Annotated in this window: 12 protein-coding genes; 8 read left to right on the top strand and 4 right to left on the bottom strand. The window is 31.6% G+C overall.

Annotated features, from left to right (window positions below):
- Positions 1-64 precede the first annotated feature (64 nt).
- Together LQ615_RS12690 and LQ615_RS12685 are read left to right on the top strand one after the other, a co-directional pair.
- The gene (locus tag LQ615_RS12690) at positions 65-1,048 is read left to right on the top strand and encodes a DUF4064 domain-containing protein (protein WP_103269493.1); all 984 of its coding nucleotides are present in this window, start codon (positions 65-67) and stop codon (positions 1,046-1,048) included.
- A gap of 54 nt (positions 1,049-1,102) precedes the next feature.
- Positions 1,103-1,660 (top strand): DUF4064 domain-containing protein, encoded by a 558-nt coding sequence (locus LQ615_RS12685; protein ID WP_103269492.1) that lies wholly within the window; start codon positions 1,103-1,105, stop codon positions 1,658-1,660.
- 110 nt (positions 1,661-1,770) lie between these two features.
- Here LQ615_RS12685 and LQ615_RS12680 read toward each other — a convergent pair whose 3' ends face one another.
- Complete coding sequence (locus LQ615_RS12680) at positions 1,771-2,382, bottom strand: YktB family protein (RefSeq protein WP_070045691.1); 612 nt, start codon at positions 2,380-2,382, stop codon at positions 1,771-1,773.
- Positions 2,383-2,488: 106 nt separating this feature from the next.
- On the opposite strand from LQ615_RS12680, the gene LQ615_RS12675 reads away from it, so the two are divergent.
- A complete protein-coding gene (locus LQ615_RS12675; protein WP_064204106.1) occupies positions 2,489-3,313 on the top strand; it encodes an inositol monophosphatase family protein in 825 nt (274 codons plus the stop codon).
- Between the two features lie 49 nt (positions 3,314-3,362).
- On the opposite strand, the gene LQ615_RS12670 is transcribed toward LQ615_RS12675, so the two are convergent.
- Positions 3,363-3,548 (bottom strand): DUF5325 family protein, encoded by a 186-nt coding sequence (locus LQ615_RS12670; protein ID WP_064204105.1) that lies wholly within the window; start codon positions 3,546-3,548, stop codon positions 3,363-3,365.
- 210 nt (positions 3,549-3,758) lie between these two features.
- Between LQ615_RS12670 and typA the strand changes: the two genes are divergently transcribed.
- Both typA and LQ615_RS12660 read left to right on the top strand, forming a co-directional pair.
- Positions 3,759-5,606 carry a translational GTPase TypA gene (gene typA, locus LQ615_RS12665; protein ID WP_103269491.1) on the top strand — a complete coding sequence of 616 codons (1,848 nt, stop codon included), beginning with the start codon at positions 3,759-3,761 and terminating at the stop codon, positions 5,604-5,606.
- A gap of 5 nt (positions 5,607-5,611) precedes the next feature.
- On the top strand, positions 5,612-5,950 hold the full coding sequence (locus tag LQ615_RS12660; RefSeq protein WP_103269490.1) for a YlaH-like family protein: 339 nt from the start codon (positions 5,612-5,614) through the stop codon (positions 5,948-5,950).
- A 382-nt stretch (positions 5,951-6,332) separates the two neighbouring features.
- On the opposite strand, the gene LQ615_RS12655 is transcribed toward LQ615_RS12660, so the two are convergent.
- Together LQ615_RS12655 and LQ615_RS12650 are read right to left on the bottom strand one after the other, a co-directional pair.
- Positions 6,333-6,473, bottom strand: a complete 141-nt coding sequence (locus LQ615_RS12655) for a DUF2197 domain-containing protein (protein ID WP_082892480.1) — start codon at positions 6,471-6,473, stop codon at positions 6,333-6,335.
- Positions 6,474-6,481: 8 nt separating this feature from the next.
- Complete coding sequence (locus tag LQ615_RS12650) at positions 6,482-6,964, bottom strand: hypothetical protein (protein ID WP_064204102.1); 483 nt, start codon at positions 6,962-6,964, stop codon at positions 6,482-6,484.
- A 140-nt stretch (positions 6,965-7,104) separates the two neighbouring features.
- On the opposite strand from LQ615_RS12650, the gene LQ615_RS12645 reads away from it, so the two are divergent.
- The 3 genes from LQ615_RS12645 (at position 7,105) to LQ615_RS12635 (ending at position 12,234) form a co-directional block, all read left to right on the top strand.
- Positions 7,105-7,380 carry an Fpa/YlaN family protein gene (locus tag LQ615_RS12645; RefSeq protein WP_017001262.1) on the top strand — a complete coding sequence of 92 codons (276 nt, stop codon included), beginning with the start codon at positions 7,105-7,107 and terminating at the stop codon, positions 7,378-7,380.
- Between the two features lie 66 nt (positions 7,381-7,446).
- The gene (locus LQ615_RS12640) at positions 7,447-8,646 is read left to right on the top strand and encodes an FtsW/RodA/SpoVE family cell cycle protein (RefSeq protein ID WP_064204101.1); all 1,200 of its coding nucleotides are present in this window, start codon (positions 7,447-7,449) and stop codon (positions 8,644-8,646) included.
- A 138-nt stretch (positions 8,647-8,784) separates the two neighbouring features.
- A complete protein-coding gene (locus LQ615_RS12635) occupies positions 8,785-12,234 on the top strand; it encodes a pyruvate carboxylase (protein WP_064204100.1) in 3,450 nt (1,149 codons plus the stop codon).
- Positions 12,235-12,367: the final 133 nt, after the last annotated feature.

Below are 12,367 nucleotides of genomic sequence, written 5' to 3'. Positions count from 1 at the left end.
GTGAGAAACAATGGCCTTTTTTTGATATAATTAAAACCAATTCATTGTAGAGGAGGAAAATATAATGAATTCATATGTAGAACATGTGAGACAGCCTGTAGGAAGAGGCGCTGAGAAATTTTTCGGTTGGTTTGCATGGATTATTACATTAGGCGTAACGGCTTTATCATTATTTGCAGCTTTAGTCGTTTTAAATAATCCTACAAATATAAATAGACTTGAAACTTTGATAGAACAATTAAACATTAATATAACATCTAATGGACAAATACTGACATCTAGCCAGATAGCATTGAATATCCAAAATGGAATATGGTTATTCATTATTTATTTGATTATCGTTTTAATATTTTCATTTATAGGTTTAGTACTTATGAGATGGAGAATATTCTCTGCACTAGTATTCTTATTACTTTCAGTTGTAACACTGCCATTATTTATTGTATTAGTTCCGTTATTCTTCTTTATTACGAGTATTCTACTATTTATTAGAAAAGATAAAATCTTACCAGTAGAAGGTATGAGAAGACCTGAACCGATGTACAATGAACCGATAAAACAACCAGAAGAAAGAAAACCTATACCACCACAAGAACCTGTACAACCAAGAAGACAAGAAAAACAGGTAGAAACAGAACCGGAAATTAATGAGAATGAAGCACAAGATTCTGGTAATGATGAAATATTGTCTCGTACTAGAAAACATCAAAAAAATAAACGTTTTAAAGAGCCAGTTGCTGAAGAAGAAAAAACAGAGACAACAGAGACTGATGCAACAGAAAGTGAAGAAAAAGACGTTGATGCAGTTGATGAAAATGGAGAAATCGGTCAAAGATCAGATGATCCGTATAGCTATCAAACTACGCAACCCGATGATTATCAAGTTACATCAGGGGTAAGTAAGAAAGAGAAAAAACCTAAAAAAGTTAAACCTAATGCCACTATTGAACGTAGAAAAAATTATGAAAAAAGAATGGAACAACAAAGAAAACAAACAAAAGCAGTACAAGAAGCGGAAGAACTAAATAAAAATGATAATAAGGGTTGAATATTATAAATATCATTGAGATAATAATATTTGACAAATTCTAGGAGGCAAATAATGAAAAGAACAGTAGAGTATACTTTAATGATTATTAGCGCAGTAGTATCATTAATAGGTATAATATTTGGTTTTGTTTTTAAATCCCTTGTAAATTCTCCGGATTTTGTAAACCAATTTAAATCAGAATTTGAAAATACTTATAATGAGCAAGTTGAACAAGCTGGAGGTACAGCACAAAATATTTCAGCTGAGCAAGCATTAGATACATTTGCAAGCGTATCAAATTATGGTTTAATCGTATTAGCTATTAGCTTAATTTTAACAATTGTAGCTATTATTTTTATTAAGAAACAAAGAATATTATCAGGAGTATTAGCTATCGTTGCAGGACTATTATCTATATTCACTCTTAACATTATTTCTTTCTTATTATTAATTATCGCAGCGATTATGTTATTCGTTAGGAAAAATAAATCTAATCAACAATTTGAAGATGTGAATTTTCAAAATGATGTAAATGATAATGAAAATAATTTAAATTCTAATCAAAATCAACAAACATTTGATGAACAACAAAATAAAAAGAAAAAAGATGATGATCCATATATTTATTAATAACTGATATATAATCATATAGAATGAGTTGTTCTTAAGTTTAAAAGAAATCAGGTTGAGACATTATAATGTCTCAACCTGATTTTATTATATATACAGTTGTAATATGATTAGCTATAAAACTTTATTAATTCATCAAATGTTTCATCTAAAAATTCTGTAAATGCTTTATCAGTTTTAAGTATTTCGGATTGTGGATCCAAAGTTCTAGCTACAAAGAATTCTGCTTTTTTAATTTCTTTTAAACGTTTGATATGATGTTTTATATCATCAGTGGATAGTTCATTTATAGGTGTCTTATCAATTTTATAGTGGTCAAAGCATAGTGAATAATCTTTTGGTAATGATTCTAATAAATTTATGTTTTTATTTAAGAATTCAGCCATTAAACCTTTATCTTTATTCTCATGCATTACACCAAACATGATGAATAATTGTGATTCAAATAGACCTATTTGAAAATGAGGTAGCATCTTATAGCCTCGTTGGTTTGTAGCAAAAGCAACCCATGTGTCTTTAGGGGGGTTAACAGTTCTACGTGCATGCTTAGCCACGTGGTAGAAAAACTCATCACCTGTTTGTTCTGTTAAGTATTTACTATATCTTTCCCCTAAAGCATTTAATTGCGGTCTTACTTGTTCATCTAGTGCAGCCATTCTATTTTCTAAGCCTTCAACACTAAAAACTTTAAAATCTTTTTGTTTAAACGTATACTTAGTCATAGTTGTCCTCCTTATAACGGTAATACTATATACATATTTTATCATAATTCTATTTGAATATATAAAGAACAATGCTAATATAAAAAATAAATTAGGGGGTATTGTGATGGAAATTTATAAATTTGCATATCAAATTATTAAAGAAGCTGGAAGACACATCAGAGAAACAATTGATGAAGAATTAGAAATAGAAACAAAATCAAACCCAAACGATCTCGTCACAAACATGGATAAAGAAACTGAGGAGCGTTTGTTTAATAATATAAAAGCCACTTACCCTGAACATTTTATATTAGGTGAGGAAGGTCACGGTAAAGATATTGAAAATACAAAAGGTGTATTGTGGATTATGGATCCAATAGATGGCACTTTAAATTTTGTACATCAAAAAGAAAATTTTGCGATTTCAATAGGTATATATATTGATGGTAAAAAATACGCAGGTTTTGTATATGACGTAATGAATGATAAAATGTATCATGCATTAGTAGGTAAAGGGGCATGGCAAAACGACAAGCAACTTAAGCAGATAGAAAATACTGAATTGAAATCAAGTTTGATTTCAACAAACCCTCTATGGCTGACGAAAGAAAAGTTATCTAAAATTTATATGCCAATTATAGATGAAGCTAGAAGTACACGTGCCTATGGATCAGCTGCTTTAGACTTTGTGCATGTAGCAAGAGGTATAACAAGTGCTTATTTAACAATGAGATTACACCCTTGGGATTTTGCTGGTGGATTAATTATTGCAGAAGAGGTAGGGGCAGTGGTAACAAACTTGCTAGGACAATCTTTAAATATTTTAGAAGCTAATTCAATTGTGGTCGGAAATAAACAAATACATGATGAATTATTGACTCAATATTTCTTACCACATAAAGCATTACTAGAAGAAATTCATACGGAAAGATTTAAGAAAAATGGCTAAAAAAAGATGCGAAACAAAGTCGCATCTTTTCTTGATTGTGTCGGTAAATTTATAGCCATCCATTTTCGCGATATTTCTTTTTAAGTGTAAAACCGTAACCCATAGTTGCAATAATTAATATAACCGCTAGCAACATAAAGAGTATAGATCCCTCTGCTAAAGCAAAACTAAACACTAAAAGGAAAAATGTTACAATTAAAGCAAGTAAAACAAAAATTGCTTTAGATTTTTTCATTTATATCCACCCTTTAACCGTTTTCATTATTATATTATGCGTTACATTTCTAGAAAAATCAACTATCAGCAATTAATCTATTTTTCTAAAATAAATGGAAATTTGAGTAAAAGTGTTCGATAATGGTTATTTTTCTAGTGATGTATGTTATAATTATCAAGTTATAAATATAAGCCGAATAAATTTAAATTGGAGAGGAAAATTTTTTGCATGACTAATTTAAGAGAAAATGTACGTAACATTGCAATAATAGCCCATGTAGACCACGGGAAAACAACACTAGTAGATGAATTATTGAAACAATCAGGAATATTTCGTGAGAATGAACATATAGCAGAGCGAGCAATGGATTCAAATGATATTGAGAAAGAAAGAGGTATTACAATTTTAGCGAAAAATACGGGAATTGAATATAAAGATCACCGTATTAATATATTAGATACACCAGGCCACGCAGACTTCGGTGGTGAAGTTGAACGTATTATGAAAATGGTAGATGGTGTTGTATTAGTTGTTGACGCTTATGAGGGAACGATGCCTCAAACTAGATTTGTATTGAAAAAAGCGTTAGAACAAAATTTAAAACCAGTTGTCGTTGTTAATAAAATTGATAAACCTTCAGCTAGACCAGAACAAGTGGTAGATGAAGTATTAGACTTATTTATAGAGTTAGATGCGAATGACGATCAATTAGAATTCCCTGTAGTATACGCTTCAGCAATAAGTGGTACTGCAAGTTTAGACGCTGATCATCAAGATGAGAACATGCAGTGTCTATATGAAACAATATTAGATTATGTACCAGCACCAATTGATAATAGAGATGAACCGTTACAATTCCAAGTAGCATTATTAGATTATAACGATTATGTTGGACGTATTGGTGTCGGACGTGTGTTCAGAGGTACAATTAAAGTTGGACAACAAGTATCACTAGTAAAACTTGATGGTACAATAAAACACTTTAGAGTATCAAAAATATTCGGTTTCTTTGGATTAAATCGTGTAGAAATTGATGAAGCTTATGCTGGTGATTTAATTGCATTAAGTGGGATGGAGGACATCAACGTTGGTGAGACAGTTACACCACAAGATAATGTAGAACCATTACCTGTATTGCGTATTGATGAGCCAACATTAGAAATGACATTCTCTGTAAATAACTCTCCATTTGCTGGTAAAGAAGGTACTTATGTAACAGCACGTAAAATTGAAGAAAGATTAGAAACACAATTAGAAACGGATGTTTCATTACGTGTAACACCAACTGACTCTCCAGACGCATGGGTAGTAGCTGGACGTGGTGAACTACATTTATCAATATTAATTGAAAACATGCGCCGTGAAGGATTTGAATTACAAGTTTCTAAACCACAAGTTATTATTAAAGAAGTTGATGGCGTTAAATGTGAACCATATGAACGTGTTCAAATCGATACGCCTGATGAATATACAGGTTCAGTTATTGAATCATTAGGTTCACGTAAAGGTGAAATGTTAGATATGCAATCTAACGAAAATGGACAAACAAAATTAATCTTTTTAGTACCTGCAAGAGGATTAATCGGTTATACAACTGAATTTATGTCTATGACTCGTGGTTACGGTATTATAAACCATACATTCGATTCATACCGTCCAAACATTAAAGGCCGTATCGGTGGTAGAAGAAATGGTGTACTTGTATCTATCGACAAAGGTACAGCAAGTACTTACGCTATCTTAAACTTAGAAGACAGAGGCGTAAACTTCATGGAACCTGGTACAGAAGTGTATGAAGGTATGATTGTTGGAGAGAATAACCGTGAGAACGATTTATCTGTAAACATTACAAAAGTTAAAGCAGCTAACAATATACGTTCTGCTACAAAAGAACAAACAACAACAATGAAGAAACCTAGAATTTTAACTTTAGAAGAAGCATTAGAATACTTGAACGATGATGAATTAGTTGAAATTACACCTGAATCTATTCGCTTAAGAAAGAAAATTTTAGACAAAGCTGAAAGAGAACGCGCTCAAAAGAGACAGAAAATGGCTGAACAAGAAGAGGAGTGATATAGATGCTCTTTATCGCTAAAAATGTAAGTGTTAATCCAGAAGAAAGGCTTTCATTTTTTGGTAAATTATTTAGAGTAGATGAAAATCCAGAACTTGGTATGTGGTTTTTATTATTAACAATATTTGTATTAAGCGCTATTGTATATAATTTAGGCTTCGCTAGAAAATTAAAGTTTTGGCAAAACATAATTATCTATATTTTACTGTTTTTAGGTTGTTTATTATTGACGTTCCTTGCGGTATTCTTACCAGTAGGAGAAAGCTTAATAATAGCAGCAATTGTATTAGGTCTATATCGCTACCGTCTTCATAAAGAGCGAAGTAGAGAAAATCAACAATAAAATTACCCCCTAATTCGTTAATTGGAATTTTAATGAATTAGGGGGTTTTTTATATGAAATAAAATTTTTTAAATAGATAAAAATTAATTCAATATAATCTAGGAGAATTTAGAGATTGTAACGTGCAAGAAATCTAAGACAAGCCCGTTACATTTTCTAACGGGCTAGTGGTTTTAAACAAGCACGTTAGAGCGATATTTTCTATAATTTTGTAAAGTTCTGACGCCTAGGGTAATAGTATGAGCGAAAGACTACAGGCTCGAGCCATCTCTAGGTATGTATGCACTTTCAAAATCAGCAAAATAAATTCTCCTAATCCATTAAATGAAAATCACTCGGATTAGGAGAATTATTTTTTAAACAGTAAACCTTAAATGATATTTTATGATTTCGGTTTATCTAGTTTTGATTTACAATCATCGCACATATACGTACGAATTGGATGATTTCTAAGTCTCTTAGCTTCTTTAGATTTTGAATCAAGATTGACTATAGCATCGCATATAACGCATTTAACTTTCATAACCAAAATTATACGACCTCTATTTCGTCGACATAACTAAATTTGTCTTTGTATCCGTTTTCTTGATCATATGTGAAAGCGTCAATTTTACCGTCGCTATATATCATTTTTCCTTCTTTAGAGAAATGGAAAAATAGATAAGGCCAATCGTCGATTGAAATTTCTAAAGAATCTTTGTCATTTTTTAATACAACTTTTGTTGCATCTTCATTTGGTTCAGAATTTTTTATAAAAGGCATTGCATTAATAACAAAAGTTTCTTTTAAGAATGATTGTCTTTTATAATTTGTTTCACTATTTAAAGTAGGGGGCATAGTAGCACCTTCTAAAATAGCTCTGTTCCAAGCTACATTGTTTTCAAATTCAATTGGTTTTTCACCATTGAATATACCTTGTTCTAAATCTTCAATTTTTACTTTGCGATCGTCAAATATCCAAGTTGTTGCGTCTAAAGTAATATTAAATTTACAATTTCCTTTAATTTGTATCAATTTTTTTCACTCCTATCAATATCACAATTCAATTTTAACACATTTATTTTGATGAACCTTCTGTTTTTACTTGCAATTTTAAGATTTCTAAGCTAAAATTTTATAAGTATAGAACCTAAAAGATTAAGGGGGAGTATGTCATGCATTACGATTCAGAAATTTGTCAGAAGGCATATGACCAATTATATAACGATTCTGAAAAGATTCTTCAGTTAATTAAGGTGCAAATGGACAACTTAACTATGCCCTCATGCCCGTTATATGAAGAAGTTTTAGATACGCAGATGTTTGGTCTTCAAAAGGAAGTTGATTTTGCAGTACAAATTGGACTTGTTGATAGAGAAAAGGGTCAGACACTTATGGCAAGTTTAGAAAAGGAACTATCTAAATTGCATGATGCTTTCACAAATGCTTAAATGATACAAAGTCTAGAGAGGAGAAATCTTTCTTTAGACTTATTTTTTTAGAATTGGAATGAGTAGATGGACTATATTAAAAGATTTTTTCGCTACATAAAAAATTATTCTAAATACATAGATTTTACGTTGTTAATCGCGTATATCATTTTATGTTTCATTGGTTTAGTGATGGTTTATAGTGCGAGTATGGTTGCTGCAACTAAAGGCTCATTAACTGGTGGCGTACCGGTTGCAGGTAATTACTTTTTTATTAGGCAATTAATGTATTGTATTGTTGGATTTGGAATTGTATTTTTTATGTCATATTTTATGCACATAAATATACTGAAAAATAAACGTGTTCAACAAATCATGATTTTTAGTGTTTTTGGTTTATTAGTATTAACATTACTAATCGGAACAGAAATAAACGGATCAACAAGTTGGATAAATTTAGGATTTATGAATTTGCAGGCATCTGAAATTTTAAAGGTAGTTATGATTTTATACTTATCATTTATTATTGATAAGAGAAGAAATCGATTAAAGCAATTCAAATTAGCTTTGATGATGCCATTATTCTTAATTGGAACATGTATTGGTCTTGTATTATTACAAAATGATACTGGACAAGCTTTACTATTATGCATGATAGTATTGTGTGTCTTTGCTTATTCAGGAATAGGTATAAAAGCTATTTTAAAATGGTCAGGTCCGATTTTAGCAGGTGTTGTGTTATTGATTGTATTTAGTATTGTCTTTAAAGGCGGTATTTTATCTCAGCACCAAGCTGATAGGTTCCATGTAATGGAAAATCCATTTAATTATGAAAGTGGTATTGGTTACCATTTAGCTAATTCATTGCTTGCTATAGGTAATGGAGGATTATTTGGTAAAGGTTTAGGTAATGGCGTTATGAAATTAGGTTATTTACCGGAACCGCACACCGATTTTATCTTCGCCGTTATTGCAGAAGAATTAGGTTTAGTAGGCGTATTATTTATAATTGGTTTGTTAATGTTTATTGTATATAAAGGATTTCTATATGCAGGTTTAACTGATTCATTCTTCTTTAAATTAGTTTGTGTTGGTATATCTAGTTATATTGGTGTACAAACATTTGTAAACTTAGGAGGAATTTCAGGTGCTATACCATTAACAGGTGTCCCACTACCATTTATGACTTTTGGTGGCTCATCCATGTTAAGTTTAAGTATAGCTATAGGAATTTTGCTATTAACTGCTAAACAAATCAAAATTGATAACATTGAGAGAAGGCGCTAAACTGCATATTTACTCAATCTAATTAATAAATTTTATAAAAAAAGCGTATTACAGTAGAATGTAATGCGTTTTTTTTATATAATGGACTAATACATCGTTTTTTGAAAATTCAAATACATTGAGGGGAGCCTTCAAATTATGAGCAAAATAAATAAATTATTAGTAGCCAATCGTGGTGAAATTGCGATTAGAATATTTAGGGCTGCAACAGAATTAGATATTGAAACAGTAGCAATTTATTCGAATGAAGATTTGGGAGCTTTACATAGGTATAAAGCGGATGAATCTTATTTAGTTGATGAAGATCTAGGACCGACGGAAAGTTACTTAGATATTGAAGCAATTATTAAAGTAGCAAAGAAAGCAGAAGTTGACGCTATCCATCCTGGATACGGCTTCTTAAGTGAAAATAAAACATTTGCTAAAAGATGTGCTGAGGAAGGTATTAAATTTATCGGGCCAGAACTTAAACATTTGGATATGTTTGGGGATAAGGTTAAAGCGAGAGCAACAGCACTAGATGCAGATTTACCAGTCATTCCTGGTACAGATGGTTCAGTTGAATCATTTGAAGAAGTAGAAGCATTTGCAAAAGAAAGTGGTTTTCCAATTATCATTAAAGCTATCTCAGGTGGCGGTGGTAAAGGAATGCGTATTGTTAATAGTGAAAGTGAGTTAGAAGACGCATACCAACGTGCTAAATCTGAAGCTGGAAAATCATTTGGGAATAGTGAAGTTTATGTGGAAAAATACATAGATCAACCTAAACATATAGAAGTGCAAATTATCGGAGATGAACATGGTAATTTAGTTCATTTATTCGAAAGAGATTGTTCAGTTCAACGTAGACATCAAAAAGTAGTTGAAGTAGCACCATCAGTTTCATTGAGTGACGAGTTAAGACATCGTATATGTAATTCAGCACTACATTTAATGAAAAAGATAGGGTATGTAAATGCGGGAACAGTTGAATTTCTTGTATCAGGTGATGAATACTACTTTATTGAAGTTAACCCACGTGTACAAGTAGAGCATACAATCACTGAAATGATAACTGGTATTGATATTGTAAAAACACAAATTTTAGTAGCAGCTGGTGAATCTTTATTTGGCGATGAAATTGAAATGCCTAAACAAGAAGATATCAAAACGCTAGGATATGCTATACAAAGTCGTATCACAACTGAAGATCCATTAAATGATTTCATGCCAGACACTGGTAAAATTATTGCGTATCGTTCAAGTGGCGGCTTCGGTGTAAGACTGGATGCTGGTGATGGATTTGAAGGTGCTGAAATTTCACCTTACTATGACTCATTACTCGTTAAAGTATCTACACATGCTATGTCGTTGAGACAAGCAACAGAAAAAATGCTTCGTTCTCTTAAAGAGATGAGAATTAGAGGTATTAAGACAAATATCCCATTCTTATACAATGTAGTAAATCATGAGAAATTTGCTAAAGGTAGTTATACAACTAAATTCTTAGAAAATAACCCAGAGTTATTTGATATTACGCCTTCACGAGATAGAGGTACTAAAACTTTACAATACATTGGGAATATTTCGGTTAATGGTTTTCCAAGTGTTAGAAAACGTGAAAAACCACACTTCGAAAAAGTTAGGCTAGAAGAAATCTCTAATGAAGAAATTGCATCTTTATCAGGTACAAAACAAATATTAGAGCAACACGGTCCTGAAGGCGTAAGTAAATGGCTTAAAGAACAAGAAGAAGTATTGTTAACAGATACTACTTTTAGAGACGCACATCAGTCATTATTAGCTACGCGTATGCGTACTTATGATATGTTACAAATAGCGCCAGAAACAGCTAAATATTTAAATGATGCATTTTCATTAGAAATGTGGGGCGGTGCAACATTTGACGTTGCCTATAACTTCTTAAAAGAAAACCCATGGGAAAGATTAACGAGATTACGTAAAAAAATCCCTAATATTCTTTTCCAAATGTTATTAAGAGCATCTAATGCTGTTGGATATAAAAACTATCCTGATAATGTAATTGAAAAATTCGTTAAAGAAAGTGCAGATGCAGGCATCGACGTATTTAGAATATTTGATTCTCTAAACTGGTTAGATCAAATGAAAGTAGCCAATGAAGCGGTTCAAAAATCAGGTAAAATATCTGAAGGAGCAATATGTTACACAGGTGATATCTTAAACCCTGAAAGATCAAACGTTTATACGTTAGATTATTACATTAATTTAGCTAAAGAACTACAAAGCGAAGGTGTACACATTTTAGGAATTAAAGATATGGCTGGATTATTGAAACCAAAAGCTGCACATGAATTAATCGGTGAATTAAAAACACATATTGATATTCCTATACATTTACATACTCATGATACGAGTGGTAATGGTTTATTGGTTTATCAGAGTGCTATAAGAGCAGGTGTTGATGTAATAGATACAGCAGTAGCTAGTATGAGTGGTACAACATCTCAACCATCAGCGAACTCTTTATATTATGCTTTAAGTGGTAATGAAAGAGATGTAAGAACGAATATTGATGGTTTAGAAAGACTTTCACAATATTGGGATACAGTTAGAAACTATTATTCTGACTTTGAAAGTGACATTCGTTCACCACATACAGAAATTTATCAACATGAAATGCCTGGTGGACAATATTCAAACTTAAGTCAACAAGCGAAGAGCCTAGGATTAGGTGAACGTTTCAATGAAGTTAAAGACATGTACAAGCGTGTTAATTTATTATTCGGAGATATTGTCAAAGTTACACCATCATCTAAAGTTGTAGGGGATATGGCATTGTACATGGTTCAAAACGATTTGGATGAGGAAAGTGTCATTAAAAGAGGTCGTTCATTAGACTTCCCAGAATCTGTTGTTTCATTCTTTAAAGGTGAAATTGGACAACCGGTAAACGGCTTTAATAAAGAGTTACAAAAAGTTATATTAAAAGGTCAAACGCCTATCGAAAAACGACCGGGTGAATTATTAGAACCAGTAGACTTTGATAGTCTAAGAGAAGAATTACAAGAGAAACAACAAAGTGAAGTAACAGAACAAGATCTTATTAGTTATGCTATTTATCCAAAAGTATATGAACAATACATTAAGACTTACGAAAGTTTTGGTAATTTATCATTATTAGATACGCCTACATTCTTATTCGGAATGGCTAAGAATGAAACTGTTGAGATTACGATTGATAAAGGTAAGATATTAATCGTTAAACTATTATCTATCGGACACGTATATGAAGATGGACATCGTTGGGTTTATTATGAGTTGAACGGTCAACCACGTAAAGTATATGTTAAAGATGAACATGTTAAAGTATCTGATGCTGTTCTTCAAAAAGCAGATTTAAGTAATGAATCTCACATCGGTGCGCAAATGCCTGGAACAATTTCAGAAGTAAAAGTGAGCAAAGGTGATGAAGTTAAACAAGGTGATGCATTGATTATTACTGAAGCGATGAAGATGGAAACAACAATCCAAGCACCATTTGATGGAACGATTTCTAACATCTATGTTTCTTCAGGAGATAGTATTCAGACGCATGATTTAATCATTACAATAGATAAAGCTGAATAGCAAAATATTTATATACAAATAAAAAGCACGTACCATGAATTTTGATATGCTCCCTGTTAAGTAAACACTTAAATAGTGAAAACTTAGCAGGGAGTTTTATTATGACTAGAAATATTAAAATAGATATTAATAC

The sequence above is a fragment of the Mammaliicoccus sp. C-M13 genome (assembly GCF_022386845.1).
Classification (GTDB): Bacteria; Bacillota; Bacilli; order Staphylococcales; family Staphylococcaceae; genus Mammaliicoccus; species Mammaliicoccus lentus.
Note: the sequence above shows the minus strand (reverse complement) of the source record. Positions and strands in the feature narration are given on the sequence as shown.

Coding starts and splice junctions, on each gene's coding strand:
- LQ615_RS12690 (WP_103269493.1), top strand. CDS start 65: ATGAATTCATATGTAGAACATGTGAGACAGCCTGTAGGAAGAGGCGCT.
- LQ615_RS12685 (WP_103269492.1), top strand. CDS start 1,103: ATGAAAAGAACAGTAGAGTATACTTTAATGATTATTAGCGCAGTAGTA.
- LQ615_RS12680 (WP_070045691.1), bottom strand. CDS start 2,382: ATGACTAAGTATACGTTTAAACAAAAAGATTTTAAAGTTTTTAGTGTT.
- LQ615_RS12675 (WP_064204106.1), top strand. CDS start 2,489: ATGGAAATTTATAAATTTGCATATCAAATTATTAAAGAAGCTGGAAGA.
- LQ615_RS12670 (WP_064204105.1), bottom strand. CDS start 3,548: ATGAAAAAATCTAAAGCAATTTTTGTTTTACTTGCTTTAATTGTAACA.
- typA (WP_103269491.1), top strand. CDS start 3,759: ATGACTAATTTAAGAGAAAATGTACGTAACATTGCAATAATAGCCCAT.
- LQ615_RS12660 (WP_103269490.1), top strand. CDS start 5,612: ATGCTCTTTATCGCTAAAAATGTAAGTGTTAATCCAGAAGAAAGGCTT.
- LQ615_RS12655 (WP_082892480.1), bottom strand. CDS start 6,473: ATGAAAGTTAAATGCGTTATATGCGATGCTATAGTCAATCTTGATTCA.
- LQ615_RS12645 (WP_017001262.1), top strand. CDS start 7,105: ATGCATTACGATTCAGAAATTTGTCAGAAGGCATATGACCAATTATAT.
- LQ615_RS12640 (WP_064204101.1), top strand. CDS start 7,447: ATGGACTATATTAAAAGATTTTTTCGCTACATAAAAAATTATTCTAAA.
- LQ615_RS12635 (WP_064204100.1), top strand. CDS start 8,785: ATGAGCAAAATAAATAAATTATTAGTAGCCAATCGTGGTGAAATTGCG.